Genomic DNA, 25,931 nt, shown 5'->3' with positions numbered 1-25,931 from the left:
GGAAAGCCTTGGGAGCGATGGTCGACGAACGCTGTCTGCTCGCCTGGCGTCAGGCGATGGCCGCCTTCGCCGTCGTCGCCGCGGTCTCGGCCACGCGGACGATCTCGGCCAGCAGGGCCGTGGGCGAGATCGGCTTGGCGGCCACGCCGTTCATGCCGGCGGCCAGGTAGGTGGCGCGCTGGTGGGCCAGGACGTTGGCGGTCAGGGCGACGATCGGCGTGGCGCCGACCGGGCCGGGCAGGGCGCGGATGCGGCGCGAGGCCTCCAGCCCGTCGACGCCGGGCATCTGCACGTCCATCAAGATCAGGTCGAAGCCGCGCTCGGCCGCCTCGACCCCCGACAGGCCGTCCTCGGCGGTCTCGACCGCCGCGCCGAGCATCTCCAGGATCCGGCGCGCGACCATGCGGTTGGTGGCGTTGTCCTCGACCACCAGGATCTTCAGGCCTTCCAGCATGCGCTCGCCGGCGGCGTCGTCCTGCGGGGCTTGGGCGACCGGCGGGGCGGCGATGGTCAGGCGGAAGGTCGAGCCCTCGCCCTCTGCCGAGGTGAAGTCGACTTCGCCGCCCATCATCTGGGCCAGGCGACGGGTGATGGCCAGGCCCAGGCCCGAGCCGCCGAAGCGGCGGGTGGTGCTGGCGTCGGCCTGCTGGAAGCGCTGGAACAGCCGCGCCTGAGCCTCGGCCGCGATGCCGACGCCGGTGTCGGCCACCTCGAAGACCAGGCGATCATCGGGCAGCCGGCGCAGGCGCAGGGCCACCGAGCCCGACAGGGTGAACTTCACGGCGTTGCCGACCAGGTTGAACAGGGCCTGTCGCAGCCGGGTGGGGTCGGCCAGCACGATGCCGACGTCCGGAGCCTCGACGATCAGGGCCAGGCCCTTGTGCTCGGCCTGGGCGCGCAGCAGCCGCGCGACGCCGCGCACCAGTTCGGCCGGATCGATCGGCTCGGGCGTCACGTCCAGCCGGCCGGCCTCGATCCGCGAGAAGTCGATGATGTCGTCGAGCAGGGTCGAGAGCATGCGGCCGCAGGCCAGGGCCTCGCCCAGCAGGTGATCGGCCTCCGCCGACAGTCCCTGGCGCTTGAGCAGGTGGATGATCCCCAGCACCCCGTTCATCGGCGTGCGGATCTCGTGGCTCATATTGGCCAGGAACTGGGCCTTGGCTTCGTTGGCGGCCTGGGCGGCGCGTTCGGCCTCGACCAGGGCCAGCTCGGCGCGCTTCTGCTCGTCGATGTCCAGCACCAGGCCGTAGGCCTTGCGCACCCGACCGGAGGCGTCGCGGCGCACCTCGTGGAACAGCCGGATCCAGCGCTCCTCGCCGTTGGGGCGCACGACCCGGGCGTCGAAGGCCCGCTCGCCCCAGCGGCCGACCGCGCCGGCGGCGTAGACGGCGGCCACGTCCTCGGAGCGGATCATCGGCCAGATGGCCTGGCGCACGTCGTCGAAGGTGATGCGGCCGCCCAGGATGCGATGGAACTCGGGCGAGGCCCAGAACGACTTCTCGACGTGGTCGATCTCGTAGACCCCGGCCTGGGCCGCGCCGAGGGCGGTCTTCAGCCGCCGGGCGTTGGCGCGGGCCTCGCGGCGGGCGTCGGCCAGGGCGGTGACGTCGTCCATGTAGGTGATGACGCCAGCGATGGCCCCGGTGGCGTCGCGCCACGGGCGAGCCTCCCAGCGCAGGCGATGCTCGCGGCCCTGGCCGTCGGTCAGGCTGTCCTCGCGGCGGACCACGGTCTGGCCGGTGAGGGCGCGCTCGACGGCGGCGACGAAGCGCTTGCGGGCGCCGTAGGTCAGTTCCTGCAGCGACTTGCCGACGACCTCGGCCTCGGTCGCCTGGAAGATCTCCAGGAAGCGCGGGCTGACCACCTTCAGGCGCAGGTCGCGGTCGTAGAGGGCCACGGCGAAGGGCGCGCTCTCGACCAGCCGGCGCGACTTCTGCTCGCCCCAGCGGGCCAGGTCCCGGTCGCGGGCGACCTCGGTGATGTTCTGCGAGATGCCGCGCAGGGCGAACACGCCGCCCGGCCGCGGCTCGGTCTGGAAGGTGGCGCGAAACGAGAACTTCTGGCCTGTGGCGCCGCGCATGTGATGCTCGATCGTGCCGCCTTGGCCGGTGCGCACGGCGCGGGTGAAGGTCGCCCGCACGCGGCTGCGCTCGGGCTCGTCGAGCTGGGCGTAGAACGTGTCCGGGGTCGAGACCTGCTCGGGACGCAGTCCCGTCAGGCTGAGGATGTCGCTCGACCAGTCTATGCGCTGGGTGACGGGATCGAAGCTCCAGACGCCCACGCCGGCCGCCGAGGCCAGCATGTCGCGGGTGCGGCGCGAGACGGCCTGCTCGGCCTTGCGCGCCACCTCGACCGAAATGTCGCGCAGGGTGCCGACCATCTCGCCGGCCGGACCCAGGCGCACGTGCGCCTCCAGCCAGACGCGGCGGCCGTCCTTGCAGACCATCTGCACGCGTAGCACGGTTCCGCCCATGGCGCGGATCACCTTGCTGGCCTCGGCCAGCTCGGCGTGGTGCTCGCGATCGACGAAGTCGAAGGCCGGCTGGCCGATCAGCTCGGCGGTCGCCCAGCCGGTCAGTCGGGTCCAGGCCGGATTGACGGTGACGAAGCGGCCCTCGACCACGACGGCGAACAGGTCGTGGGCGTTCTCGAAGAACCATTGGGCGCTCTCGGCCTGGCTCAGAGGCGCGGGCGGCGTGTCTGGCGAGGGCGGCGAGGACAATCCCAACTCCCGGCGGAAGGTGAGGCGGATCGTCGCGTGCAAGGGTAAACTTTAGGTTGGCGTTCGACCGTGCAGGGCGAAGAATTTCGCACCCCCGCGTCCAGGAACGAAAAACCCCGCCCGGATCGCTCCGGGCGGGGTCTTGATCGACGTGTGGAGACGTCGACCTTAGAAGCGGTAGTTCAGGGTCAGGCGCGCGCTGCGGCGTTCGCCCGGCGTGGCCCAGCCGTTGTTGCGGCCGCGGTTGTAATAGACCTCGTCGAACAGGTTGTTGACGTTCAGGCGCAGGTCCAGCGACCGGTTCACCCGCCACGACACCGTGGCGCGATGCACCCAGTAGTCCTCGGCCGTGACCAGCGGGAAGCTGGTGCGCACCGGCGGGACGGCGGTCACCTGGCCGTGCTGGGTCAGGTAGTATTCGCCTTGGTAGGTGAGGCCATAGCCGACCTGGATGTCGCGGGGCAGGTCGTAGGTGGTGAACAGGCTGAAGGCGTGATCGGGCACGCTGGTCAGCGGGTCGCCCCTGGTGAAGTCCAGGCCCAGAGCCGCGTTGTAGTCCGACACGCCCTGCAGCACCTTGCTGTCGAGATAGGTGTAGTTGGCGAACACCGACCACTTGTCGGTGAGGCGACCCGAAGCGCCCAGGGCCACGCCGTCGACCCGCGCGCTGCCGTCCAGTTGCTGGTCGGGCACGGTGGGATCGCCTGAGGCGACCTTGTAGTTGCTGCGGTCGTTGCGGAACACCGAGGCGGTCAGCGACAGGCGGCCGCCGTGCAGGTCCCACTTGCCGCCCAGCTCGAAGTTCTCGGCCTCTTCGGGATCGACCGTGCAGGTGGCGACCGAGCAGGCGCCGGCGCCGTTGACCGTCGCCTGCGACGGGGTCTGCGCGTTGCCGTAGGCCAGGTAGAGGCTGGCGTTGGGGATCGGCTTGTAGACCAGGCCGAAGCGATACGAGACCAGATGCTCGTCGTTGCCGAACACCGTGCCCGGGGTCACCACGCCGGTGGTCGCGTAGTTGTCGGTGCGGTTCTCGCCTTCGTTGTACTCGTAACGGACGCCGAAGTTGAAGGCGAACTGCTCGCTGAGCTCGACGTTGTCGAACGCATAGCTCGACTGGTTGCGACGCTCGCCGTCCTGGATGCTGGACCGGAAGTAGTTGCGCGGGCCGGCATAGACCGTGTTCGGGTTGGCGATGTTCATCGTCGGCAGGGTCACCGCGCCGCCGGTCGCGGTACGCAGGACGTTGCCGGTGTCGAGGTGGAAGTCCTCGCTGAGGAAGGCCGCGCCGACCACCAGACGATGCTTCAGGGCGCCCGTCGTGAAGCTCAGGGTCGCGTCGGTCTGGTTGTAGAGCAGGGTGTTCTCGGAATCCCGCAGGTTTCCGCGCGGACCGCTGGGCTGGTAGAAGCCGGGGGCGGGGTCGGTGGCCAGGCAGGCGGTGAAGCCGGTGAGGTTGGTCTGGCTCCAGGCGGCGGCCTTGGTTCCGTTGGCCAGGCAGAAGGTCCCCTGCGGCGGATCGACGATGGTCAGCTGGGTGACCTTCTGGAAGCGCGCCAGGTTGCGGATCGAGAAATTGTCGCTGAAGCGATGTTCGATGATGCCGGTGAGGACGTCGACCGTCTGCTCCTGGGTGTCGACGTTGCTGTAGCCGTAGTAGTTCGAGGGATCGACTCCCGGCAGAGCGCGGCCGTTATAGAACGGCACCCCATACTGCGGCGTGTTGGTGTCTTCCTGGTGGCTGTAGAGGATCGTGAACTGGGTCGGGCCCTCCAGGCCGAAGACGATCGACGGCGCCACGCCCCAGCGCTCGAACTTTTCCACGTCGCGACCGGGCACGTCGTTCTTGTGGGCCATGGCGTTCAGGCGGACGGCGATCGTCTCGCCGATGCGCTGGTTGGCGTCGACCGTGGCGCGCAGATAGCCCTCGGTGCCCACGCCGGCGCTGACGCCTATGGAGTCGCGGCGGCCAGGGCGCTTGGTGACCATGTTGATCGTGCCGCCGACCGAGCCCGAACCCGAATAGACGCCGTTGGCGCCGTTCACGACTTCCAGCTGTTCGAGGTTGAAGGGGTCCGAGCGGCTGTACTGGGCGCTGTCGCGCACGCCGTCGATCGTCAGGTCGTTGTTGGCCGAATAGCCGCGCAGATTGATGCTGTCGCCGAAGCCGCCGCCGCCTTCGCCGGCGCCGAAGGTGATGCCCGGCACGGTCGAGAGGATGTCGCGCAGCGACAGCAGGTTCTGGGCCTCGATCACGCCTTGCGACACGACGGTGATGGTCTGGGGCGTGTCCAGCGGCTTGGCGGTGTATTTCGGCGACTCCGGCGCCGGCTTGCGGGCGTCGACCTTCACGCCCGAGACTTCGCTGACATCGGCGTCGGCAGTGGCCGGGGCTGTGGCGACCGGAGCGTCGGCTTCGGCGGCCAGGGCGGTCGGAGCGATCGCCAGGCCGGCCAGACCGGCGACGGCGGCGGCGCCGAGGGCGCGACGGGCGTGGCTGCGGACGCCGACGGCGGCCGGGGAGGAAGGCTTGCGCATGTCTTTTCGAGACCCCCGCTCGAGCCGTTGTGCGGCTCCGTTGAATTTGCGAGCGGTTCTTATCTACATCGCCATAGCCAGGCAATAAGAATGATTCTTAGGCGCAATATTTCGGAAACATTTCGAAGAAAACGCCCGCCGGTGGGAGCCGGCGGGCGCTGAATGCTCGGAAAGGGCCAGGAGGCCTCTAGGAGGAGAGGATCAGGCGCCGCGGGCGACGAACCAGCCGTTTCGGAAGCCCTGGTCGGCCTTGCCGTAGATGAAGGGCTCGCCTTCCGGGGTGGTGAAGCGGCCGCCGGCGGCGACGATCAGGGCGTGGCCCGCGGCGGTGTCCCACTCCATGGTCGGCCCGTGGCGCGGATAGATGTCGGCCGCGCCCTCGGCGATGCGGGCCAGCTTGATCGACGAGTCCATCGGCGCGCGCAGGGAAAAGCCGTACTGGTCGGCCAGGGCCGTGGCCTTGTCTTCCTTCATGGTGTGGCTGACCAGGGCCAGGGCCTCGCCCTGCGGCCAGGCGCGGACCCGCACCGGCGTCTCGGCGGCGTTCGGCCCCTCGCGCTTGACCACGCCGCCGTCGGCCGTGAACCAGACCTCGCCCGTCGCCGGGGCGCAGACCGCGCCGGCCACCGGCAGGCCGTTGTCGACCAGGCCGATATTGACGGTGAAGTTGGGGTCGCCGCGCACGAAGGCCTTGGTGCCGTCCACCGGGTCGACCAGGAAGAAGCGCGGGCCGATCTCGTCGGGCGTGCCGTATTCGCAGGCGTGCTCTTCGGAGATGGCGGGAATGTCGGGGAACTGCTCGGCCAGCAGGGCCAGGATCACCTTCTCACCGGCCCGGTCGGCCTCGGTCACCGGGCTCTCGTCGGCCTTGCGCACGACGTCCAGCTCGGTGCGCCAGAATGGCAGGATCACCTCGGCGGCGGCCTCGACGATCCGGGCCAGGTCGCGACCAATGTCGGTGGGAAGGGGCGCGGCGGTCATGCTTGTCCTCGGGGGTCGTCGCCGACGAAGTCCAGGGTCACGACGCGGGCGTCGATCGTCTGCTTGCCGGCCTCTTCGAAATTCACGGTCACGCGATGGCCGGTCACCGACTGCACCTGGCCCAGCCCCCAGTCGGGTTGGCCCGGATGGCGCACAAGGACGCCGGGTTCGAGAAAGGGATCCATCACCCGCACCTGATAGAGGCTGGCGGGGCAAAGCGTGAGAGGTTTTAGACGCTGCGACGCCTGAAAAGTCGGTGGGGCGATTTGGCGGTCCCGTTTGCCAAAGTTCCAAATCACGCCAAAGATCGGGCCATGACCGACGCAGACGCCCCCGCCTCGCCCGCGCCCGCCGCCCCGCCGCCGGCCGCGCTCGACGTCAATGGTCCGGATTTCGCCGCCCTGGTGGCCGCGCGCCTGTGTCACGACTTCATCAGCCCGGCCAGCGCCATCGTCTCGGGCCTGGACCTGCTGGAGGATCCCAGCGCCCAGGACATGCGCGAAGACGCCATGAGCCTGATCACCAGCTCGGCCCGCAAGCTGGCCGAGCTGCTGCAGTTCACCCGCGTGGCCTTCGGCGCCTCGGCCTCGGCCGAGAACTTCGATTCCCGCGAGCTGGAAAAACTCGCTCAGCAAGGCGTGTTCGCCCATGTGCGCCCTAACCTGACCTGGGACATCGCGCCGCAGTCGCTGAACAAGGCCGCCTCGCGCGCCCTGCTCAACATCGCCCAGATCGCCGCCAGCGCCCTGCCGGCCGGCGGCACGGCCACCCTGCGCGCCGTCGTCGCCGACGGCCGCACGGCCATCACCGCCGACGCCGTCGGTCCCCGCGCCCGCCTGCGTCCCGAGGTCCTGGCGGGCCTGAAGGGCGAGCCGCTGGGCGAAGGCCTGGGCGGTCCGTGGGTGCAGGCGGCCTATCTGTTCGCGGTGGTCCGCGCCGCCGGCGGCCAGATCGGCGTCGAGATCGCCGAGGAGCGGGTCAGCATCGCCGCCTGGACGCCCGCCGACTGAACCGCGGACTGAAGTCGGCGTTTTTCCCGACCGTCACCGCTCCTTAACCCGGATCGGCCACTCTCGGCGGTCTAGGATTTGGAGCGCGCCGTGAAGACCTGCCTCGTCGTCGACGACAGCCGGGTGATACGCAAGGTGGCCCGCCGTGCGTTGGAGGACATCGGCTTCGATATCGCCGAGGCCGCCGACGGCATGGAGGCGCTGGCCTGGTGTCGCGCGGCCATGCCCGACGCCGTCCTTCTCGACTGGAACATGCCGGTGATGAACGGCCTGGAATTCCTTCAGCGCCTGCGTCAGGAACCGGGCGGCGCCACGCCGGTCGTGGTGTTCTGCACCGTCGAGAACAAGGTCGAGAACATCCGCCTGGCCCTCGATCACGGCGCCGACGAATACATCATGAAGCCCTTCGACGGCGAGATCATCGCCGCCAAGTTCGCCGAGGCGGGCCTGATATGACCCCCGAGGACATGGACCTGCTGGCGGCCCTGGGCCGCACCCGCGCCGGCCTGAAGGTCGAGATCGACAAGCACTACGTGGTCGAAAGCCGCCTGGCCCCGCTGGCCCGGCGCGAGGGCTATCCCTCGATCGAGGCCCTGGTCGCGGCCCTGCGCGCCAAGCGCGAGGAGCGGCTGATCTGGGCGGTGGTCGAGGCCCTGACCGTCAACGACACGGCCTTCTTCCGCGACCGGGCCACCTTCGCCTATCTGCGCGAGACGGCGCTGCCGGAGCTGTCGCGGCGCCGCAAGGACGGCTCGGTGCGTATCTGGAGCGCGGCCTGCTCGACCGGCCAGGAGATCTATTCCCTGGCCATCGCCGCCGACGCGGCGCGCGACCTGGAGCCGGGCGTCCGCTTCGAGTTCTTCGCCTCCGACCTGTCCGAGCGCTGCCTGGAGAAGGCCCAGAGCGGCCTCTACACCCAGTTCGAGGTGCAGCGCGGCCTGCCGATCCGGCTGCTGATCGAGCATTTCGAGAACCAGGACGAGACCTGGGCGATCTCGCCCCGCATCCGCCAGGCCGTGCGCTGGCGGCGGATCAACCTGATGGCCGACCTGTCGGGGATGGGCGCCTTCGACCTGATCATGCTGCGCAACGTGCTGCCGGGCCTGGACCCGTCGGTGCGCGGCCGCGTGGTCGAAAGCCTGGCCGCCCGTCTTACCGACGACGGCTTGCTGGTGCTGGGCGAGGGCGAAAGCCTGGCCGGCGGCGCCGACGCCCTGCATCCGGTCGCGGGCCGTCCGGGCGTCTTCGCCCGCGACCCTGCCTTCCGCGCGGCGGCAGCCTAGCTAGGCGGCGGCTCGTCGGGCGATGGCCGTGGCCAGGACGTCGCGACGGCCGCGCAGCCACGATCCCAGCATTTTCCATGACGACGGCGCCGGTTCGGGCGCGTCGACCATGGCCCGCGCCAGCTTGCCGAACAGCAGCGCCGTGGCCCCCGGCGCGGCCAGGGCCGCCCGGACGTCCAGACGTTCGACCACGCGCCGCGAGATCCGCCGATAGGCGACGGCCGGCGCGGTGTCGCGCGGTTCGGGCGTGCGGCAGTCCGAAAAGTCCGGCGCCAGGCCGCAGCCGGCCGCGACGGCCTTCGACACGGTGGCCGTATAGTCGGCGTCGCGGCCCAGGCGGTCGACGTCGATGACCAGGTCGGCTTCCGGCAGGGCCTTCAGGTAGGACAGGATATAGACGGCCAGGAAGGCCGCGAACGACACCGCCGCCGGCGCGCGCTTCAGCCGCTCGCGCACCGCCGCCAGCCGTCCGGCGAAGCCGCGGCCGCGGGACTCGGGCACGCGCAGCTCGGCGCGCAGGCCGTCGGCCTCGGCGAATTCCGACATCAGCACGTACTGGCAGATCTCGAAATAGGTCGGCCGGGGCCGCTTGCGCAGGGAATAGAACGACAGCCACTGCTGCAGCGGGTCGCGGATCAGCACGATGTGGAAGCCGCCGGCCCGGCGCTTCAACCAGCCGATCTTGCCCAGGGTGCGGCAGCAGGCCAGCACGGGGACCTCGCCCTGGGCCTGGGCGTGGCCGACGAGGCCGGCGACATAGGCCTGCTGTTCGGCGTCGTCCTGTTCGGCGTCGAGCCGATAGCCGTCCAGCGCGAAACGCTCTTGATAGCCCGCGACGCCGCCGTTCGGCGCGATCAGCTCGGAGAACTCGGCCAGGTAGGGACGGTCGCCGCCCGGGTGGCGCAGCCGCGTGTGCTCGGGCGTCTCGCGGGCGATGATCTCGTGGGTCATCGTCTGCAGGTGCTCGTGCCAGGGCTCGTAATAGGCGCGCACGCCGGGCAGGGCGCGAAACCGGCTCCAGACATAGGTGCTCGAGCAGCGCCAGCCGCTGTGCACGAAGACGGGAGCCAGGGAGGGATCGTGGGGGGCGACCGGGACCATCATGGCCCACAGCGTCGCTTGCGGACTTGGCCGCCTTATCTCGCGGCGGACAGAAAGCTGGGCTGTTTCGTTTCAGCGCTGCAAAGCTTGAGGCTTGGGTGAGCGCCGCGTCCGGTTTTGGACGTCGTCGGCGTAACGCGGCGATCCGAAATGGAAAGGGACCCGCTCCAGGGTTGAAGCGGGTCCCTCATTTTCCAGTCCGGTGGGACAGGATCAGTTCTTGGCGTCCTTGGCGGTGTCGGTGACCGCCTTGCCGGCCGACGAGACGTCCTTGCCGGCGCCTTCGACGGTGTTGCAGGCGGCGACGCTGAGGCTGGCGGCCAGGGCGGCCAGGATGACGAGCTTGCGCATGGGGAGGTTCTCCACTGTTCGCCCTGTCGGGCGTCGATGATTGCCCAGAGCAAACGTGGCCGACCGGTCTAGGTTCCGGCTTGGGATTGTGGGGGCGGAAGGGCTTGCGGCGTCGGGAACACGAGCCGCACGAGCAGCCCGCCCATCGGGCTGGAATCGAACTTCACCGTGCCGCGCAGCTGGCGGGCGAAGGCTGTCATCAGGGTGCGGCCGACGCCCTCGCCGGGGCCCGTCGGGGCGCCGGGACCATCGTCGCCGATGGCCAGTTCGGCCTCTTCGCCGCGCACGAAGAAGTCGACCGTCAGCACCCCGCCCCGGTCGTGAAGGGCGTGCTTCTGGGCGTTGGTGATGGCCTCGACGGCGAACAGGGCCAGCGGGGCCAGGCGGTCGGGATCGATGACCAGGGGGTCGGCGTGGACCTCGGTGCGCACCGCGCCCGGCCCGTTGATGTCGCCGGCCAGCAGCAGGGCGGTAAGCTCCTCGAGGAATGGCCGCAGGTCGACGCGCTTGAGGTCCGGACCCTGGTAGAGGGCGCGGTAGATCTGGGCCAGGGCGGTGATCCGCTGGCGGGTGTCGTTCATCGCCGTGCGCGCCGCCGGATCGGTCAGGGCCCGCTGCTGCATGTTCAGCAGCGAGGTGATGATCTGCAGGTTGTTCTTCACCCGGTGATGGATTTCGCGCATCAGCGCGTCCTTCTCGGCCAGGCTGTCGCGCAGCGAGGCGTCGCGCTGGACGATGCCGGAGGCCATGTGGTCCAGGGCGTCGGCCAGTTCGCGGATCTCGGGCGGGGCGCGTTCGGCCTGCAGGGGGCGCACCGTGAAGCGGCCCCGGGCGTAGATCGAGGCCACGCGGCGCAGATAGACGATCCAGCGGACCACCGCGCGCTCGGTCGTCCACAGCACCGAGATCAGCGCCAGGGCGAAGGCCAGGATCGGCAGCAGCATCCGCGAGATCGGGCTCAGCGAGGCCCAGGACAGGATTCCGGGGGCCGGGGCCGACAGCACCACGAAGACGTCGTCGTCGACCAGCGGCGCGGCCGAGAACAGCCGGCGGCGGCCCTGGGCGTCCTTGCCCGACCACAGGATGGTGCGATCATCGCCCGCCCGTTCGCGCAGGTCCGGCGGCGTCGTGCTGAAGGCGTTCGGCGCGGTGGCCGAGAACACCGCGCCACGGGTGTCGGCCAGGCCGATCTCGGCGCCGTCCGGCAGGAAGCGGGTCGCGGTCTCGGGCTTGAGGCTGGAGAGGGTCAGCACCGCGGCCATGGCGCCGTCGAACACCCCTGCCGCGTCTTCGGAACGCACGGCGGTCAGCACCGAGGGCTCGCCGGCATAGACCGCGCCCGGCGTCGGGGCGACGGCCAGGTGGGCGCCGGCGGCCAGGTCGAGGAACCAGGGCCGTTGCGAGCGTTCCGGGTCGCGCGGCGTCGTGCCGGCGGCGCAGGAGACGCGGCCATAGGTGTCGAAGCGGATCAGGTTGGCGTAGCCGGGCAGGCGATCCTTCACCGCGTCGAGCCGCCGGGCGCACTCCAGACCCACCGAGCCGGGGCCCAGGGTCTGGAGCAGCACGCCGGCCGCTTCGATACGGGCGCGAGCGATCGCCGCGCTGCGCCCGGCGGCGAGCTCGAGGCTCTGCCGACGCGCGTCGTCCTCGGCCCGGAAGGCCAGGATCGATTGCAGCACGCCGAACAGCAGTACGGGCAACAGCGCCAGCGCCAGCGCGAGGCCGAGCCGGACACGGATGGTGCCGACGACCTCCGCCGCGCGGCCGGACAAGGGCTTCACCGCTGGGTGCTCAGGCGCTCCGCATCGGCCAGGATGGCGTGCATCGCGTCACCCGCGGCGCCGCCGTCGCGTTCGTAGCCTCCCGACTCGAGGATGGCCTGCAGGGCCCGGCGGGCCCGGCTGACCCGGCTCTTCACCGTGCCGACCGCGCAGCCGCAGATGTCGGCCGCTTCCTCGTAGGCGAAGCCGCCGGCCCCGACCAGGATCAGCGCTTCGCGCTGTTCGGGCGGCAGCATGGCCAGGCTCATCCGCAGCTCGTCCAGCGCCACCGGCGCTTCGGGATCGTCCACCGCCACCAGGGTCCGCTCGGCGGCTTCCTGGTCGAGCTGGCTCTGGCGCCAGGAGCGACGCTTTTCCGAATAGAACTGGTTGCGCAGGATCATGAAGGTCCAGGCCTTCATGTTCGTGCCCAGCTGGAAGCTGACCCGGGCGTCCCACGCCTTCATCATGGCGTCCTGGGCCAGGTCGTCAGCGGCCGTCGGGTCACCGGTCAGGGTGCGCGCGAAGGCCCGCAGGTGCGGGATGAGGGTGACGAGTTCCTTGCGGAACACCTCGTCACGGACCGGATCGATGGGCGACCGGCCGACTTGAGCTTCGCTCATGCTCAACGCTCTCCCGAAGGCTTTTCAGCCTTTCGCAGAATGTCGAGGAATTCGTCCGGGATCGGCTCGTTGACCACCTCGTCGAACATCTGGCGAAGCTTGACGCCGATGGCCTGCTGACGAAGCCGCGCCTCGTCCAGCGAGGCGGCTCCCTTGCGTTGATCTTCCATGGGTACGTGTTCGATCATGTCCTCGACGCCGGTTGTGCGCAGCGTCCGCCCCCTGCGGCCGAATTTATAAATGCTGGAGGTCAACGCCAGATTCCGCATCGGGTTCCATAAGCTTGAGCGTAGAGTGGCAAAAATCGAAGACCTACGGAACCGTCGTCGCGCAGGGCACGTTATGCATCCGACTGAACGGCATAGCTTTGCCGTGATGGACGGACTTTTTTGTTTCGAAGACACTCTACGGGAGGGGTCATGAGTCTTCTTGCCCGACTGGCGCCGCACCTGCCCTACGTTCGCCGATACGCCCGCGCGCTGACCGGGGACCAGACCACCGGTGACCACTATGTCCGCGTCGCGCTGGAGGCCCTGGCCGCCGGCGAGCGCTCTCTGGATGCGGCCCTGTCGCCCCGCGTGGCGCTGTACCGCGTGTTCCACGCCATCTGGCTGTCTTCGGGCGCCCAGCTCGAAGCCCGTCGCGACGATCTGTCGGACGACGCCTCGCAACGCCTGCTGCGCATCGCGCCGCGGTCGCGCCAGGCGTTCCTTCTGACCGCCCTGGAAGGCTTCACGCCGACCGAGGCCGCCCAGATTCTCGACTGCGACTTCGGCGAGGTCGAACGACTGATCGCCGACGCCCAGAGCGAGATCGACGCCGAACTGGCCACGGAAGTCCTGATCATCGAGGACGAGCCGGTCATCGCCGCCGACATCGAGGCGCTGGTGCGTGAACTGGGCCACGACGTCATCGACATCGCCGCCACCCGCGGCGAGGCCGTCGAAGCCGTCGCCCGCAAGACGCCGGGCCTGGTGCTGGCCGACATCCAGCTGGCCGACGGTTCGTCGGGCATCGACGCGGTCAAGGACATCCTGGCCCGCCTCGACGTGCCGGTGATCTTCATCACCGCCTTCCCCGAACGCCTGCTGACCGGCGAGCGTCCGGAGCCGACCTTCCTGATCACTAAGCCGTTCCAGCCGGAAACGGTGAAGGCGGCCATCGGCCAGGCGCTGTTCTTCCACCCGCGCCGCGCCCGCCAGGCCGCCTGACGGTTCTGGACGGTTCGAAACGACAAAGCCCCCGGCGAGCGATCGCCGGGGGCTTTTCATTGGGCGGTTTCCTTGCAGCCTCTGCGGGCCCTTCCCTGTCCAGCTTGGCCTAGTGGGCCGGCGCGGTCTGTTCGCCCGGAGCCTGCTTGGGCGCGGTCAACTCGGTCGTGCCCTGCTGGGCCTCGGCCGTCGTCGTGGCGCCCTTGGTGTTCTCCACCGAGGCCAGGTCGCCTGAGCGCATGCCCCAGGCCCCGAACAGGGCGATGGCCGCCAGCACGGTCGAGATCACCAGGATCCAGAAGATGTGGCGTCCATAGCGCCCCTGGCGGGCGCGCGTGGCCTTCAGGGTGGGGCTGTGGTCGGTATTGATGTCGGTCGCCATGGAGACCTCCTCGGTCTAGTTCGCGGTCCAGGCCGCGCCCCATGCCGCATCCTGCGACGCGGCGGCGCGGTCGGCGTCGAGCCGGGCGGCGGCGAAATGCTGGACGGTGCCGACCGCCAGCGCCATGCCCAGCACAGTCGCCAGGGCAAGCAGACGCGAACTCCGGGCCTGCCTTCGACGATGCTGGGTTTCGAAGACCAGTCCACCGTGCGCGGCTTGATAGGCGCGGATCATCGCATCGCTCCCCATTCGCCCGCGAAATCGCGGGGTCGGAGAAACAACGTTCCGCGCACGGTCATGTTCCGCTCGGCTACAAGCTCGCGGCGTCGAGAATCTCCGCTCGCCGGAGACGCGAAAAATTTTTTGAGATTCTCGGGAACGCCCTCAGGGGGAGGTCGTTTACTCTTTGCGGAGGCGGCGACGCCCCCCCGACTTGAGGCTGGCGAAAGCTGGCCTGTCGCCTCCGCACCCCCTCTTTCTGTCATGCCTCAGGCGGACCGGTCGACCGGCCCGCCTTTCTTCTGTCTGGGCTTCTTCAGGTCCTGGGCGGGAGTTCGAGGTCGATGCGCACGTCGGCGCGACGGCGCAGCGGCCGGGCCTCGCCGTCTTGGGTGATGGCGCCGGCGTCACCGGCCGCGCTGACCTCGAACGATACCTGCCGGAAGCCGACCTTGGCCAGGGCGCCGGTCACGGCCGCGGCGCGACGCTCGGACAAGGCCAAGTTGGCGTCGGGCGCGCCGACCGCGTCGGCCAGGCCCACCACGTGGACGTTCTTGGCCACGCAGCCCTTGGCGATGTCGGCCGCGCCGCGCAGCACCTGCCGGGCCTCGCGGGTGATGGCCGCGGAGTCGCGGTCGAAATAGATCGAGACCGAGAAGTCGTCGCAGGCGGCCGGCAGGGCCTCGATCTGCGCTCGCGACTTGGGCCATGGCCCGGTCGCGCAGCCGGTCATCGCCACCCCGATCGCCGCCGCAGCGATCCAAACGCCCGCCTTGCTCATTCGTAGCCCTCTCGCTGCACAAAACCACACCGCCCCCGCGTCCCGCCCCATGTTCCAGGAGCGCGGGCACGCGAAAGGCGGCCGACGCGCGTCGACCGCCTTCGAAATTCTGTTTCGACGTGGCCGCCTTAGCGGGGGCTGCCGTCTTCCCAGAAGTAACGACCGCTGCGCGAGTCGTAGTAGTAATACCGTCCAGCGCGCTCGTCATAGTACTGACGGCGATTGACGTTGGTGGCGCCGCAGCCGCCGTCCTCGCGGCAGCCCTTCACGGCGCCGGCGGTGCCGCCGATGGCCGCGCCGATGGCCGCGCCCGTTCCGGCGTCGCCCGCGCCGACATTGTTGCCGATCACGGCGCCGGCGAGGGCGCCCAGGGCGGCGCCGCCGGCGGCGTTGCGTTCGGTGTTGCCGGTGGCGGTGCAGGCGCTGGCGAGCAGGCCGACGCCGACCAAGGCGATCATTGTGGTTTTCATCGTGGCTCTCCGTTCGAGCGTGTCCCGGCCAGTCAAACGGAGCACGACCGCTGGAAGTTCCGGCGACCGGCCTGGCGGTCGTCAGGGGAACTGGCCGGGAACTCGCGCCAAGCGCCGCCGTTAGCTCCGGACGGCGGCCGTCATGGGCCGCGCCGAGGGGAGCCTTCATGCGCGCCGAACTGATCGCCAACGTCGCTTCGGGATCGGTGGGCCGCGACGCGCCCGAACGCGCCAAGGCGATCCTGGCCGAGCATGGCGTCGATGGCACGGTCTGCGCTCCGGCCTCCGGCGAGCTGGAGACCTGCCTGACCGAGGCCCTGGCCCGAAAGCCCGACGTGCTGTTCGTCCTGGCCGGCGACGGCACCGCCCGCGCGGCGGCCGAGATGGCCGGTCCCGACGGCCCGATGATCGCCCCGCTGCCGGGCGGCACCATGAACATGCTGCCCCGCGCCCTCTATGGCGAGCGCGCCTGGCCTCAGGCCCTGGCCGCCTGCCTGACCCACGGCGAGGAAAGGATGATCTCCGGCGGCGAGGTGGCCGGCAAGCTGTTCTTCGTCGCCGCCATCCTCGGCAGTCCCGCCCTCTGGGCCGAGGCCCGCGAGGCCGCGCGGCAGGGGAGGGCGGACCTGGCGATCATGCGCGCCCAACGCGCCCTGCGCCGGGCCTTCTCCAGCCGTTTGCGCTACGTGCTGGACGGCCGGCCCAAGGAGAAGGCCGAGGCCCTGACGCTGATGTGCCCCCTGGTCTCCACCGGCCTGGCGGCCGACGAGCGGGCTCTGGAAGCGGCGGCCCTCGACCCGACCAACGCCCTCGACATCTTCCGCCTGGGCGTCAAGACGGTCACTGGCGACTGGCGAGACGATCCGTCGGTCAGCGTCCAGCGCTGCCGCATTGGCCGAGCCTGGGCCGGCGGCCGTATACCCGCCATTCTCGACGGCGAGCCGACGCGGCTGGACGACCACGTCTCGATCCGCTTTCGGCCCAAGGCCTTCCGCGCCCTGGCCCTGAAGGACGACGCCCCGTGAGTGGGCCGGAGTCCAAGGGGACGACCTTCAAGATCGTCCAGGTTTCCGACGTCCATTTCGGCGGCGAGCATGTCGAGGCCGTCGAGGCGGCGGTCGAATGCATCCATGCCGCCCGGCCCGACCTGGTGATCGGGGCGGGCGACCTGACCAAGGACGGCGCCCAGGTCGAGTTCGACGCCGCCCGCGCCTGGTTCGCGCGCCTGCCGACGCCGCAGCTGCTGGCGCCGGGCAATCACGACACGCCGTTCAAGGGGCCACTGGAGATCGCCGAGCGGCTGACCGTGCCCTGGCGACGTTATGAGGCGCGGTTCGGCGCGCCCGACGGCTTGGCCTTCCGCGACGAGCGGGCGGCGGTGTTCACGCTGAACTCGGCGCGCGGCGCCCAGATCCGCTGGAACTGGTCGAAGGGGGCGGTCTCTCACGCCCAGACCAGGGCCGTGGCCAAGCGGTTGGCGGCCGAGCCGGCCGACCGGCTGAAGGTGGTGGTCTGCCACCACCCCCTGGTCGAGATGCTGGGCGGGCCGATGACCGCCAAGGTGCGCGGCGGCGAGGCCGCGGCCCAGGCCTTCGCCAGCGCCGGGGCCGACCTGGTGCTCACCGGGCACATCCACGCCCCGTTCGTCCACGCCTACCCCTATGCCGGCGGCTGCACCCAGGCGGTGGGCTCGGGCACCCTGTCGGTGCGCGAGCGCGGCGTGCCGCCCAGCTTCAACATCATCGAGACCGACGCGAAGGAGATGCGGATCACCGCCATGGCCTTCGAGCGGACCGGCTTCGTGGTCTGGCGCAGCTGGGCGGTGAACCGCCGGCCCAACTGCGCGCCGGCCGCCTGAAAGGATCCAGAACGCAGGAAGGGCGCGACCTTGCGATCGCGCCCTTCCGAAGGTCGGCCCTTCAAGCGGTCGTCTTAGACTTGCTCGGGGTACTTCCAGGCTTCGCCCTGGCCTTGGGCCGCGGCGTACTGGGCGTCGGCGAACGCCCAGTTGGGCAGGGCGTCGAACCAGGCTTCCAGGAAGCCCTTACGGTTGTTCTGGTGGTCGAGATAGTAGGCGTGCTCCCACACGTCGCAGACCAGCAGCGGGGTGACGCCCGGCTTGGTCATGGCGCCGTCGGCGTCGTGGGTCGAGATCAGCGACAGCTTGGCGCCTTCGGCGACCAGCCAGGCCCAGCCCGAACCGAAGTGGCCGACGCCCTCGGCGACGAACTTTTCCTTCAGGCCGGCCAGGCCGCCGAAGGTCTCGTCGATGGCCTTGGCCAGGGCTTCGCCCGGACCGGCCGTCTCGGCGCTCATGCAATCCCAGAAGAACGCGTGGTTCCAGGCCTGGGCGGCGTTGTTGAACACCTTGCCCGGGCCGGCGTCGGCGATGACGGCTTCCAGCGAGCGGGTGTCGCCTTCCGGCAGCAGGGTGTTCAGCACGTTCACATAGGCGGCGTGGTGCTTGTCGTGGTGGAAGTGCAGGGTCTCCGCCGAGATCGTCGGCTGAAGCGCCTCGTAGGCGTAGGGCAGGTCGGGCAGCTTGAACATGGTTGCTCCATGGCGAAACGCCCCCGGGAAATGGGCCGGGGGCGGTTGAAAGCTAGACACTGACGCGGAAAAAACTCAGCGCCAGAAAATCAGCGCCAAAAACTTCAGCGTCTGGGCGGTGGTTGTCTCGAAGCCATGAAGGCCTGGGCGACGGCCGCCGTGAAGGTCGGGTTCCTGAGCGCGAAGACACCGGCGGCCAGGGCCGCGCCGATCGACAGGATCGGGCGGTCCTTGACGATGTCCACGATACGCTCGGCAAAGCCATTGATTTCCGGCGGCGGCGCATGGCGCGTTCGCTTGGACTCGGCCCGGTTGGCGGCGATCAGGCCGGCCACGGCAACGATCAAGGCGGTCACCGCGGCGACCACGGCGGCCGCGCCGGCGGGGGTCAGGAACGGGGCCAGCACCGCGAACAGCGCGAAGGCGGCGGCGAATACGCTCACGGCAGCGGCCGCGGCGATCGCCGCGGCCGCTGCCAGCGTCATCAGGGTTTTTTCGAAGATCACTTGTTGTGGCTGCGGCCGCCCGCAAGCAGGAGGCCCAGGAGAACGCCGACGCCGAGACCGGCCAGGGTGGCGGTGATCGGACGTTCGCGCACGCGCTCGGAGACGTACTTCTGGGCGTCTTCCAGCTGGGCGCCGGCGGTGTCGGTGTAGGTGCGGCTCTGGGCGCGCAGGGTGTCGAAGCCTTCGAGCAGGTTCTTTTCCAGGCGCTTGGCGGCGTCGGCGAAGCTGGCCTTGGCGGCCGTGGCGGCCTCGGCGAAGCTGCGTTCGGCGTGCTCTGCGGCCACGCCGGCGGCGGCCTGCGCCTTGTCGGCTTCTTTGAGAGCAGGATTCAAGGCGTTCGCGGGCATGATCTGGTCTCCGGTTCGCGGCAGGCTTTACGGGAATGCAGCGTCAAGCTGCGCCCCGACAACGCGGAGCCCGTGCGGCCAGTTCCCATCTTAGCGTCACCGCGAAAGCTTCACCACAGAAGATCGCGTGCGAACGCCCCGATCTGGGGTGATCGCCGCTCGCGCGTGGCGGGAAGCCGGTCTATGTTCGAATCATGGCGGACGCGGATGCAGAACGAGCATCGGATCAGGAGGCCCGTAGATTACGGGCGGCGACGGCTCTGGCCGACGCGTGGAAGGACGCCGACGATCCTCGTCTTTCGCGCCTGACCCGACTGGCCGCGCGCCTGTTCGAGGCCCCGCGCGCCGCTCTGTTGCTGATCGAAGCCGACCATATCCGCCTGGCTGGCCGGGTCGGCCACGCCGCCAACAGCATTTCCCGCGAAACGCCGCTGGCCGACATCGTCCTGCGCTGCAGCCGGTCGTCCCAGCACGCCGCGGTTGCCGGAACCGCCTTCCTGGCCTGCGCCCCGCTACGCGATCCGCGCGGCCTGGTGGTCGGGGTGTTGGCGGTCGAGGACGACGCCCCGCGCGCCGATGATCCCGGCCGGCTCGATTCGCTGGCCGAACTGGCCGACCTGGCCATTGAGGAGCTGATCCGCGGCGCCGATCAGGCGCGGGCCGAGGCCGAGCGCCTGCTCGACGGCGAGCGCTTGGCCCTGGCCTTGGGCGCGGCGCGGCTCGGCGAATTCGAGTGGAACATCAAGACCGACCGCATCCGCATCAGCGAGCGCATGGCGCGGATCAGCGGCATCCCCGCCGGCGACATCCCCGCCGAAGAGGGCAAGGCGATCTGGCCCTACGTCCATCCCGAGGACCGGGAGATCACCCGCGAGGACCTGCGCGCCCAGCTGCGCGAGAGCGGCCGCTACGAGGTGGAATATCGTCGCGCGCTCAGCCCCGGCGGTCGCGAGCAGTGGAGCCGCGGCTGCGGCGTCATGGTGCTGGACGGCGAGAGCCAGCCCGACCTGCTGATCGGCGTTGTGCAGGACATCACCGACCAGCGCGAGGCCGACGAGCGGCGCGACAACCTGGTGGCCGAGCTGGACCACCGGATCAAGAACCTGCTGGCGGTGGTGCAGTCGGTCGCCGCCCAGTCGGCCCGCAAGAGCTCTTCCCTCGACGCCTTCCTCAAGACCTTCGCCGCGCGGCTGAAGTCGATGAGCTCGGCCCACGACCTGATCAGCGCCGCCCGCTGGCGCGGGGCCACCCTGGGCCGCATAGCCGCCGCCGAGCTGGGCGGCCTGGCGCCGAACCAGACCCGGTGGGACGGACCCGAGCTGTTCCTGACCCCGCGCGCGGCGGCCGCCCTGTCGCTGGCGCTGCACGAGCTGGCGGTCAACGCTGTCAAATACGGCTCGCTGTCGACCGAGGCCGGGCGGGTCGAGATCGTCTGGCGTCGCTCGCCCGATGGCGGTTTCAGCCTGGAATGGCTGGAGACCGGCGGCCCCACCACCAGCCCGCCGACCAACCGCGGCTTCGGAACGACCCTGGTCGAGGACGTGGTCGGGCGCGAGCTGGGCGGCGAGGCCAAGATCGACTACCGCCGCAGCGGCGTCTCGGCGATGATCCACGCCGCGCCGGCCGCCCTGGCCGACGGCCCCGAGCCCGAGCCGGCCGAGGTCGAGCCCGAGCGCATCGTCGAGACCATCGGCGGCGGCGACGAGAACTTCCGCGCCGGGGCCATCGCAGGCCTCAAGGTGCTGATCGTCGAGGATTCGCTGTTGCTGGCCATGGAGCTGGAGGCGGGCCTGGAGGACAGCGGCGTCCAAGTGGTCGGCTGCGCGGCCGAGCTCAGCGAGGCCCTGGCGATGCTGGAGCAGGATTTCGACGCGGCCGTGCTCGACGCCGACCTCAATGGCCAGTCGGTCGCCCCGGTGGCCGAGGTGCTGCGCAAGGAAGGCCGGCCGTTCGTGTTCGCCACCGGCTATGCCGACAAGGCCGCGCCCATGGGCTTCGACGCCCCGATCGTCCGCAAGCCCTACAATGTCCACCAGATCGCCCGGGCTTTGGCGTCGGTGACCGGGCGGGGGTGAGGCGCGAAGCGCCTACTTCCGGATCCGCATCAGGCATTCCTGCGCCACGGACGCCACCAGCCGGCCGTCGCGGCCGAACATCTGGCCGCGCACCAGGCCCCGGCCCTGCGAGGCGCTGGGGCTGTCCTGCGAGAACAGGGTCCAGTCGTTGAAGTCGAAGGGATGGTGGAACCACATGGCGTGGTCGAGGCTGGCGGCCTGCAGGCCCGGCGTCGTCCAGACCAGGCCGTGGGGGCGCAGGGCGCTTTCCATGAAAGCCATGTCGGAGGCGTAGGCGAGGGCGGCCTGCTGCATGCGGATGTCCTCGCCCAGCGGGGCGACGGCGCGCATCCACACCTGCTTTTCGCCGGACTTCTTCTCGGGCTTCACCGGGTTCTGCGGATCGATCCAGCGCAGGTCCACGGGGCGCGGGCGCTCCATGAAGGCCAGCATCTTGGGATGGATCTGGTCGCCCAGGCTGCGCAGATACTCGGCCTCGGTCGGCAGGGTCTCCGGCGCGGGGACGTTCGGCGCCTCGAACTGGTGCTCCAGCCCGACTTCCGGCGTCTGGAACGAGGCGGCCAGGTTGAAGATCTGCTCGCCGTGCTGGATGGCGGCCACCCGGCGGGTGGTGAAGGTGCCGCCGTCACGAGCCCGCTCGACCTCGTAGAGCACGGGGGCGTTCACGTCGCCCGGGCGGATGAAATAGGCGTGCAGCGAGTGGCAGACCCGGTCGGGCACGGTCTTGTAGGCCGCGGTCAGGGCCTGGGCGATGACCAGGCCGCCGAAGATGCGCGGAAAGCCGTCGTTGGGGCTGATCCCGCGGAACAGGTTCACCTCGATGGCTTCGAGGCTGAGGATGTCGGCGAGGTTCTCGGGCGTCTGCATGGTGCGCTGCGATAGGCCCCACGAAGCGTCAGGGCAAGGCTAACGCTAGGGTCAAGCTTGCGCCCCATGGTCGCGGCGCCCATCCTTGCGGCATGCCGCCGATCGTCCATCACCCCGCCTTCCGGGCAGAAATGCCGCCCGGGCACCGCTTCCCGATGGACAAGTTCTCGAAGCTGGCCAGCCTGCTGGAGGCGGAGGGCCTAGCGGGGCCGGGCGGTTTCCATCGGCCGGAGTTCGCACCGCTGGAGGTGCTGGCCCTGGCGCACACCGAAGACTACGTGCGCGGGGTGGTCGAGCTTTCCCTCCCGCCTGACGTCGTGCGCCGTATCGGCATGCCCAACAGCGACAGCGTGGCGATCCGCGCTCGCGCCGCCACCGGCGGCACCATCCTGGCCGCGCGGCTGGCGCTGGAGCATGGGGTCGCCTGCAATACCGCCGGCGGCAGCCACCATGCCGAGGCCGGCTCCGGCGCGGGCTTCTGCGTGTTCAACGATGTGGCCGTAGCGGCCCGCCTGCTGCAGGCCGAGGGCCGGGTGAGCCAGGTGCTGGTCGTCGATCTGGACGTCCACCAGGGCGACGGCACGGCGCGGATCTTCGAAGGCGATACCAGCGTCTTCACCGTCTCGATGCACGCCGAGAAGAACTTTCCGCACCGCAAGGCGGCCAGCGATCTCGACATCGAGCTGCCCGACGGGACGGGCGATGAGGCCTATCTTGCCCGCCTCGACGCGGTGCTGCCCGACCTGCTGGCGCGGGTCGCGCCCGACATCGTCTTCTTCAACGCCGGCGTCGATCCGCATGCGGACGACAAGCTGGGCCGGCTGGCCCTGACCAACGCCGGCATCGCCGCCCGCGAGGCGCGGGTGCTGGGCGCGTGCTTGGGCCGAGAGATCCCGGTCGTCGGCGTGATCGGCGGCGGCTACGACCCCGACATCGACCGTCTGGCCGACCGCCACGCCATCCTGCACCGCACGGCCGCGGCCCTGACCTCAAAAGAAAAAGGGCGGCTCGTCGCCGAGCCGCCCCTTCCTTACGCGTACTGACCTGCAGACGGCTTAGAAAGCCGTCTTGAGGCTGAGGATGGCCGAGCGCGGGGCGCCGATATAGGCGTAGGTCCGGGCGTAGCCGATGGTGTTCTGCATGGCGCTGGTCTGGGTGCCGGCCAGGTTGCCGTAGTAGAACTCGTCGAAGATGTTGTTCACGTTGAGCTGGATGTACGACTTCTTCCAGCCGTCGCCGCCGAGATCGTAGCGGATGTCGGCGTCGAACACGGTGTAGCTGTCGACCTTCTGGTCGTTGACGTCCGTCATGTAACGGTCGCCGACGAACTTGCCTTGCAGGCCGACCTGGAACTTGCCGAAGTCGTAGGTCAGACGGCCGCCGAAGGTCCACTTCGGGGTCTCGACCACCTGCTTGCCGGCGGTCGCGATGTTGGCGCAGGTCTTGGCGCTGGTCGTGCCGGTGACGATGGTGCTGCAGGTGTAGAGGTTATCCTGCAGCTGCGCGTCGGTGTAGGCCACCGAGGCGTAGGCCGTCATCTTGTCGTCGACCTTCCACTGCACCTGGCCGTCGAAGCCCTGGATCTCGACGTCGCCGACGTTGCGGTCGATGTAGGTCGAGGTGTCGTCCGGGTTCACGGTCGAGACGATGCGGTTCTGGATCGCCGTGTGGTAGATGCTGGCGCTGGCCATCACCGCCGGGATGCGGAAGCGGTAGCCCAGTTCGAAGGTCTGTCCGGTTTCCGGATCCGCATCGCCCAGGGCGCCGGTGGCGGTCAGGGCGTAGAGGTTGTCGACCTTCGGCGCCGACATCTGCTCGGAGTAGCTGGCGTAGACGGTGTGGGCATTGGCCAGCTTGTACGACAGGCCGACGTTCGGCAGCACCGCGTCATAGCTCTTCGTCGCCGAGAACGGCGAGAAGTAGGTCGTGCCGTTGACCACCACCTTCGAGGCCACCGCGCCGTCGGCCTTGGCCGCGGTCGAGGTCGGGTTCAGCGAGGTGCAGTAGGCGGTCGAAGACGAGCCGGCGAACGAGTAGCAGTACTGGTTCAGCTCGCGGTCGAGGGTCGGGGCCCGTACGCCGATGTTGGCGATCAGGCGCTCGTCCAGGAATTCGCCGCGGTATTCGACGCTGAGCTGCTTGAAGGTGGCGACCGAGGCGCGGTTGCGCTTCTGGACCACTTCGCCGTCGCCGTTCAGGATCGCGTTGCCGTAGCCGTCCTTGCCGCCGAACACGTCGCCGGGAGAGCCGTCGCTGTTGAGCAGGCTGTACTCGCCGGTCTGGCGGGTGTGGGCTTCGTCATAGGCGTATGAGATGCGCACGCGGTGGTGGTCGTTGATGTCCCACACCAGCGAGGTGTTCAGGTCGTAGCGGCGGGTGTTGGTGTTGCTGGGCGAATAGACGGTGACCGTGTCCTTGGTGTCGCCGTCGCCGTTCAGGTCGACGCCGGCCGAGGCGTCGCTCTTCAGGACGATGTTGGTCTCCGACAGGTTGGTCGCGCCGCCACCGTTGGCCAGGGTGTAGTTGAACGACGGATCGACCGTCAGCTTCAGGTTCGGCAGGATGGTGTAGCGCGACTGGCCGCGGATCGTGCCCGTGTTCGATGGGTTGATCTTGATGCCGTAGTAGTTGGTGTTGCCGCTGTTGGCGGTGTCGGTCGAGCCGGCGGTCGCCGTGCCGGCCACGTAGGTGGTCGGATAGTCGTAGTCCGCGCCATAGGTGTCGACGTCGCCGGCGTAGCTGGCCGTCGAGGTCGAGCCCAGGGTCGACGGCAGGTAGGCGCCGTAGTAGCTGGCGTTGCGGTTCTCGTTGTAGTTCAGCGACAGGGCCACGAAGTCGCCCGGCTTGACCAGGTCCTGCTCGATGCGGGCGTTGAACTGCTTCTTCTCGAGGTCGCCCGGACCCTTGAACTTGTCGTACTTCTGGTAGCTGCCCGACACCCAGGCGCGGGTGCCCAGCGGACCGAACTCGCCGGTCTGCACCAGGGCGAACACGCGGCGGTAGTTGTCGGTGCCCAGGCCGGCCTTCATAACCACGCCGGCGTCCTTGGTCGCCTTCAGGGTGGTGTAGTTGATGACGCCGGCGGTCGACGAGGCCGTCACGGAGTCGGCGTCGGTCGAGCCGGTGTTGACGTTGGCCTGCGAGATGACCTCGGGATCCATCTGCTGGTTCGAGTAGATGGCGTAGTTGCCGCCGTCGTTCAGCGGTACGCCGTCCAGCAGGAAGCCGATGTGGGCGCCGTCCTGGCCGTGCAGGCGGATCGTGCCGCCCGACGAGCCGTACGGGTCGCTGTTCGAGAACACGACGCCGGGCACCAGGTTCAGTGACTGCAGGATCGTCTGGCCGTCGGCCTGACGCGACAGGTACTCGTTGGTGATCGTGTACTTCGACTTCGGCGCCGTCTCGGCGACCATGGCGCCGTCGATGGTCTTGGGGCCGGTCGCGGCGGTGACGACGACGGCGTCGAGTTCGGTCGTCGCCGTGGATTGGGCGTAGGCGCCGGCGGCCGAGCGCAGACCGCCGAACAGCGCCGTGGTGGCCAGGCAGGCCAGCTTGGTTCTGTTCATCTCTAAGATTATCCCCTTGTCCGCAACAACTTCGGCGAGGTGCGAAGTAAATCCATGCGGAAGCAGGGTTTTTAGAGGCTGTAATTCAATGTTTGATGACGGTAATGGAGCGATTATGGGGTCAAAAATCGACGATATCGCTGCAAGAATGCTGCAAGAGCAACGTTCTGATATTTACAGAAACAAGTAAGTTTCGACTTCTTGGGAAGAAATTCTGTATTGAATTAAATCGCAACGCCATGCTCCGCCGGGATCGGCCGGCGGAGCTACGCGGCGGTCACTTAGAAGCTCGGCGACAGCGAGCCGGCGACGATGACGAGCGGCAGGACGGCGAGCACCAGGCTGGCCAGCGAAGCGATGGCGTTGTTGGAGAAGGTCATTGATCTGATCCCTGAGTTTCTGTTCCCCGGCGCGACGTCCGCGTCCGGTGAAAAGGGGTATAGGCCGGGCGAGGGATGAACACCCGTTACCTTTGCGTCATGACGCTGTTTTAAGAAACTATCTGGCGCGTAATGTGCATTACACGGGGTTAATGTAAGTGCTTATCGCTCAATATCGGCAAAATATTCCTTTCTGAGCCGCTGACAGCCC

The 25,931-nt window shown here is 69.3% G+C and carries 27 protein-coding genes; 8 read left to right on the top strand and 19 right to left on the bottom strand.

What is annotated here, in order from left to right; translation table 11 throughout:
* Positions 1 to 49 precede the first annotated feature (49 nt).
* The 4 genes from I4Q42_RS06670 to I4Q42_RS06655 form a co-directional block, all read right to left on the bottom strand.
* Positions 50 to 2,722, bottom strand: a complete 2,673-nt coding sequence (locus tag I4Q42_RS06670) for a PAS domain S-box protein (protein WP_232792928.1) — start codon at positions 2,720 to 2,722, stop codon at positions 50 to 52.
* Between the two features lie 168 nt (positions 2,723 to 2,890).
* Positions 2,891 to 5,257 carry a TonB-dependent receptor gene (locus tag I4Q42_RS06665; RefSeq protein ID WP_198575284.1) on the bottom strand — a complete coding sequence of 789 codons (2,367 nt, stop codon included), beginning with the start codon at positions 5,255 to 5,257 and terminating at the stop codon, positions 2,891 to 2,893.
* 201 nt (positions 5,258 to 5,458) lie between these two features.
* On the bottom strand, positions 5,459 to 6,238 hold the full coding sequence (gene cysQ / locus I4Q42_RS06660; RefSeq protein WP_198575283.1) for a 3'(2'),5'-bisphosphate nucleotidase CysQ: 780 nt from the start codon (positions 6,236 to 6,238) through the stop codon (positions 5,459 to 5,461).
* Positions 6,235 to 6,426, bottom strand: a complete 192-nt coding sequence (locus tag I4Q42_RS06655; protein WP_198575282.1) for a DUF3553 domain-containing protein — start codon at positions 6,424 to 6,426, stop codon at positions 6,235 to 6,237. Before I4Q42_RS06655 ends, cysQ begins: the two co-directional genes overlap by 4 nt.
* Before the next feature lie 126 nt (positions 6,427 to 6,552).
* Here I4Q42_RS06655 and chpT point away from each other — a divergent pair, with 126 nt between their 5' ends.
* The 3 genes from chpT (at position 6,553) to I4Q42_RS06640 (ending at position 8,531) form a co-directional block, all read left to right on the top strand.
* Positions 6,553 to 7,248 (top strand): histidine phosphotransferase ChpT, encoded by a 696-nt coding sequence (gene chpT, locus I4Q42_RS06650; RefSeq protein WP_198575281.1) that lies wholly within the window; start codon positions 6,553 to 6,555, stop codon positions 7,246 to 7,248.
* 78 nt (positions 7,249 to 7,326) lie between these two features.
* Positions 7,327 to 7,704, top strand: coding sequence for a response regulator (locus I4Q42_RS06645; RefSeq protein WP_198575280.1), 378 nt, complete (start codon positions 7,327 to 7,329; stop codon positions 7,702 to 7,704).
* Entirely contained in the window at positions 7,701 to 8,531 is an 831-nt protein-coding gene (locus I4Q42_RS06640) for a CheR family methyltransferase (protein ID WP_198575279.1), read from the top strand. The genes I4Q42_RS06645 and I4Q42_RS06640 overlap by 4 nt, the downstream gene beginning before the upstream one ends.
* Here the strand turns inward: I4Q42_RS06640 and I4Q42_RS06635 are convergent, their stop codons facing one another.
* The 5 genes from I4Q42_RS06635 to nepR form a co-directional block, all read right to left on the bottom strand.
* Positions 8,532 to 9,635: a hypothetical protein gene (locus tag I4Q42_RS06635; protein WP_198575278.1), complete on the bottom strand. Its 1,104-nt coding sequence runs from the start codon at positions 9,633 to 9,635 to the stop codon at positions 8,532 to 8,534.
* Positions 9,636 to 9,845: 210 nt separating this feature from the next.
* Entirely contained in the window at positions 9,846 to 9,983 is a 138-nt protein-coding gene (locus I4Q42_RS06630) for an entericidin A/B family lipoprotein (protein WP_198575277.1), read from the bottom strand.
* 68 nt (positions 9,984 to 10,051) lie between these two features.
* Positions 10,052 to 11,764: a sensor histidine kinase PhyK gene (gene phyK / locus I4Q42_RS06625; protein WP_198575276.1), complete on the bottom strand. Its 1,713-nt coding sequence runs from the start codon at positions 11,762 to 11,764 to the stop codon at positions 10,052 to 10,054.
* On the bottom strand, positions 11,761 to 12,366 hold the full coding sequence (locus I4Q42_RS06620) for a sigma-70 family RNA polymerase sigma factor (RefSeq protein ID WP_198575275.1): 606 nt from the start codon (positions 12,364 to 12,366) through the stop codon (positions 11,761 to 11,763). The genes phyK and I4Q42_RS06620 overlap by 4 nt, the downstream gene beginning before the upstream one ends.
* 2 nt (positions 12,367 to 12,368) lie before the next feature.
* Entirely contained in the window at positions 12,369 to 12,554 is a 186-nt protein-coding gene (nepR, locus tag I4Q42_RS06615) for an anti-sigma T factor NepR (protein ID WP_198575480.1), read from the bottom strand.
* Between the two features lie 231 nt (positions 12,555 to 12,785).
* Between nepR and phyR the strand changes: the two genes are divergently transcribed.
* Complete coding sequence (phyR, locus tag I4Q42_RS06610; RefSeq protein ID WP_198575274.1) at positions 12,786 to 13,577, top strand: anti-anti sigma factor/receiver protein PhyR; 792 nt, start codon at positions 12,786 to 12,788, stop codon at positions 13,575 to 13,577.
* A gap of 109 nt (positions 13,578 to 13,686) precedes the next feature.
* On the opposite strand, the gene I4Q42_RS06605 is transcribed toward phyR, so the two are convergent.
* The 4 genes from I4Q42_RS06605 to I4Q42_RS06590 all read right to left on the bottom strand — a co-directional run bounded on the left by I4Q42_RS06605 (position 13,687) and on the right by I4Q42_RS06590 (position 15,429).
* Complete coding sequence (locus I4Q42_RS06605; RefSeq protein WP_198575273.1) at positions 13,687 to 13,959, bottom strand: hypothetical protein; 273 nt, start codon at positions 13,957 to 13,959, stop codon at positions 13,687 to 13,689.
* Between the two features lie 15 nt (positions 13,960 to 13,974).
* Positions 13,975 to 14,193 carry a hypothetical protein gene (locus tag I4Q42_RS06600; RefSeq protein WP_198575272.1) on the bottom strand — a complete coding sequence of 73 codons (219 nt, stop codon included), beginning with the start codon at positions 14,191 to 14,193 and terminating at the stop codon, positions 13,975 to 13,977.
* Positions 14,194 to 14,494: 301 nt separating this feature from the next.
* The gene (locus I4Q42_RS06595) at positions 14,495 to 14,959 is read right to left on the bottom strand and encodes an OmpA family protein (RefSeq protein ID WP_198575271.1); all 465 of its coding nucleotides are present in this window, start codon (positions 14,957 to 14,959) and stop codon (positions 14,495 to 14,497) included.
* 128 nt (positions 14,960 to 15,087) lie between these two features.
* A complete protein-coding gene (locus I4Q42_RS06590) occupies positions 15,088 to 15,429 on the bottom strand; it encodes a YMGG-like glycine zipper-containing protein (RefSeq protein WP_110133347.1) in 342 nt (113 codons plus the stop codon).
* A 167-nt stretch (positions 15,430 to 15,596) separates the two neighbouring features.
* Here I4Q42_RS06590 and I4Q42_RS06585 point away from each other — a divergent pair, with 167 nt between their 5' ends.
* Together I4Q42_RS06585 and I4Q42_RS06580 are read left to right on the top strand one after the other, a co-directional pair.
* A complete protein-coding gene (locus I4Q42_RS06585; protein ID WP_198575270.1) occupies positions 15,597 to 16,454 on the top strand; it encodes a diacylglycerol/lipid kinase family protein in 858 nt (285 codons plus the stop codon).
* A complete protein-coding gene (locus I4Q42_RS06580; RefSeq protein ID WP_198575269.1) occupies positions 16,451 to 17,287 on the top strand; it encodes a metallophosphoesterase family protein in 837 nt (278 codons plus the stop codon). Before I4Q42_RS06585 ends, I4Q42_RS06580 begins: the two co-directional genes overlap by 4 nt.
* A gap of 74 nt (positions 17,288 to 17,361) precedes the next feature.
* On the opposite strand, the gene I4Q42_RS06575 is transcribed toward I4Q42_RS06580, so the two are convergent.
* The 3 genes from I4Q42_RS06575 to I4Q42_RS06565 all read right to left on the bottom strand — a co-directional run bounded on the left by I4Q42_RS06575 (position 17,362) and on the right by I4Q42_RS06565 (position 18,832).
* Positions 17,362 to 17,979: a superoxide dismutase gene (locus I4Q42_RS06575; protein ID WP_198575268.1), complete on the bottom strand. Its 618-nt coding sequence runs from the start codon at positions 17,977 to 17,979 to the stop codon at positions 17,362 to 17,364.
* A gap of 104 nt (positions 17,980 to 18,083) precedes the next feature.
* Positions 18,084 to 18,464, bottom strand: a complete 381-nt coding sequence (locus tag I4Q42_RS06570) for a hypothetical protein (protein WP_232792926.1) — start codon at positions 18,462 to 18,464, stop codon at positions 18,084 to 18,086.
* A 17-nt stretch (positions 18,465 to 18,481) separates the two neighbouring features.
* Complete coding sequence (locus I4Q42_RS06565; RefSeq protein ID WP_198575266.1) at positions 18,482 to 18,832, bottom strand: hypothetical protein; 351 nt, start codon at positions 18,830 to 18,832, stop codon at positions 18,482 to 18,484.
* Positions 18,833 to 19,026: 194 nt separating this feature from the next.
* On the opposite strand from I4Q42_RS06565, the gene I4Q42_RS06560 reads away from it, so the two are divergent.
* A complete protein-coding gene (locus tag I4Q42_RS06560; protein ID WP_198575265.1) occupies positions 19,027 to 20,907 on the top strand; it encodes an HWE histidine kinase domain-containing protein in 1,881 nt (626 codons plus the stop codon).
* 12 nt (positions 20,908 to 20,919) lie between these two features.
* Here I4Q42_RS06560 and I4Q42_RS06555 read toward each other — a convergent pair whose 3' ends face one another.
* Positions 20,920 to 21,774: an acyl-CoA thioesterase gene (locus tag I4Q42_RS06555; RefSeq protein ID WP_198575264.1), complete on the bottom strand. Its 855-nt coding sequence runs from the start codon at positions 21,772 to 21,774 to the stop codon at positions 20,920 to 20,922.
* Positions 21,775 to 21,866: 92 nt separating this feature from the next.
* Here I4Q42_RS06555 and I4Q42_RS06550 point away from each other — a divergent pair, with 92 nt between their 5' ends.
* Positions 21,867 to 22,817, top strand: a complete 951-nt coding sequence (locus I4Q42_RS06550; RefSeq protein WP_198575263.1) for a histone deacetylase family protein — start codon at positions 21,867 to 21,869, stop codon at positions 22,815 to 22,817.
* A 12-nt stretch (positions 22,818 to 22,829) separates the two neighbouring features.
* Here the strand turns inward: I4Q42_RS06550 and I4Q42_RS06545 are convergent, their stop codons facing one another.
* Entirely contained in the window at positions 22,830 to 25,340 is a 2,511-nt protein-coding gene (locus tag I4Q42_RS06545; RefSeq protein ID WP_198575262.1) for a TonB-dependent receptor, read from the bottom strand.
* Between the two features lie 281 nt (positions 25,341 to 25,621).
* Positions 25,622 to 25,720: a hypothetical protein gene (locus I4Q42_RS25910; RefSeq protein ID WP_232792925.1), complete on the bottom strand. Its 99-nt coding sequence runs from the start codon at positions 25,718 to 25,720 to the stop codon at positions 25,622 to 25,624.
* Positions 25,721 to 25,931 lie beyond the last annotated feature (211 nt).

The sequence above is a fragment of the Caulobacter hibisci genome (assembly GCF_016135805.1).
Taxonomy (GTDB): Bacteria; Pseudomonadota; Alphaproteobacteria; order Caulobacterales; family Caulobacteraceae; genus Caulobacter; species Caulobacter hibisci.
Note: the sequence above shows the minus strand (reverse complement) of the source record. Positions and strands in the feature narration are given on the sequence as shown.

Coding starts and splice junctions, on each gene's coding strand:
- I4Q42_RS06665 (WP_198575284.1), bottom strand. CDS start 5,257: ATGCGCAAGCCTTCCTCCCCGGCCGCCGTCGGCGTCCGCAGCCACGCC.
- cysQ (WP_198575283.1), bottom strand. CDS start 6,238: ATGACCGCCGCGCCCCTTCCCACCGACATTGGTCGCGACCTGGCCCGG.
- chpT (WP_198575281.1), top strand. CDS start 6,553: ATGACCGACGCAGACGCCCCCGCCTCGCCCGCGCCCGCCGCCCCGCCG.
- I4Q42_RS06640 (WP_198575279.1), top strand. CDS start 7,701: ATGACCCCCGAGGACATGGACCTGCTGGCGGCCCTGGGCCGCACCCGC.
- I4Q42_RS06635 (WP_198575278.1), bottom strand. CDS start 9,635: ATGATGGTCCCGGTCGCCCCCCACGATCCCTCCCTGGCTCCCGTCTTC.
- I4Q42_RS06630 (WP_198575277.1), bottom strand. CDS start 9,983: ATGCGCAAGCTCGTCATCCTGGCCGCCCTGGCCGCCAGCCTCAGCGTC.
- I4Q42_RS06620 (WP_198575275.1), bottom strand. CDS start 12,366: ATGAGCGAAGCTCAAGTCGGCCGGTCGCCCATCGATCCGGTCCGTGAC.
- nepR (WP_198575480.1), bottom strand. CDS start 12,554: ATGATCGAACACGTACCCATGGAAGATCAACGCAAGGGAGCCGCCTCG.
- phyR (WP_198575274.1), top strand. CDS start 12,786: ATGAGTCTTCTTGCCCGACTGGCGCCGCACCTGCCCTACGTTCGCCGA.
- I4Q42_RS06605 (WP_198575273.1), bottom strand. CDS start 13,959: ATGGCGACCGACATCAATACCGACCACAGCCCCACCCTGAAGGCCACG.
- I4Q42_RS06600 (WP_198575272.1), bottom strand. CDS start 14,193: ATGATCCGCGCCTATCAAGCCGCGCACGGTGGACTGGTCTTCGAAACC.
- I4Q42_RS06595 (WP_198575271.1), bottom strand. CDS start 14,959: ATGAGCAAGGCGGGCGTTTGGATCGCTGCGGCGGCGATCGGGGTGGCG.
- I4Q42_RS06590 (WP_110133347.1), bottom strand. CDS start 15,429: ATGAAAACCACAATGATCGCCTTGGTCGGCGTCGGCCTGCTCGCCAGC.
- I4Q42_RS06585 (WP_198575270.1), top strand. CDS start 15,597: ATGCGCGCCGAACTGATCGCCAACGTCGCTTCGGGATCGGTGGGCCGC.
- I4Q42_RS06575 (WP_198575268.1), bottom strand. CDS start 17,979: ATGTTCAAGCTGCCCGACCTGCCCTACGCCTACGAGGCGCTTCAGCCG.
- I4Q42_RS06570 (WP_232792926.1), bottom strand. CDS start 18,464: ATGACGCTGGCAGCGGCCGCGGCGATCGCCGCGGCCGCTGCCGTGAGC.
- I4Q42_RS06565 (WP_198575266.1), bottom strand. CDS start 18,832: ATGCCCGCGAACGCCTTGAATCCTGCTCTCAAAGAAGCCGACAAGGCG.
- I4Q42_RS06560 (WP_198575265.1), top strand. CDS start 19,027: ATGGCGGACGCGGATGCAGAACGAGCATCGGATCAGGAGGCCCGTAGA.
- I4Q42_RS06555 (WP_198575264.1), bottom strand. CDS start 21,774: ATGCAGACGCCCGAGAACCTCGCCGACATCCTCAGCCTCGAAGCCATC.
- I4Q42_RS06550 (WP_198575263.1), top strand. CDS start 21,867: ATGCCGCCGATCGTCCATCACCCCGCCTTCCGGGCAGAAATGCCGCCC.
- I4Q42_RS06545 (WP_198575262.1), bottom strand. CDS start 25,340: ATGAACAGAACCAAGCTGGCCTGCCTGGCCACCACGGCGCTGTTCGGC.
- I4Q42_RS25910 (WP_232792925.1), bottom strand. CDS start 25,720: ATGACCTTCTCCAACAACGCCATCGCTTCGCTGGCCAGCCTGGTGCTC.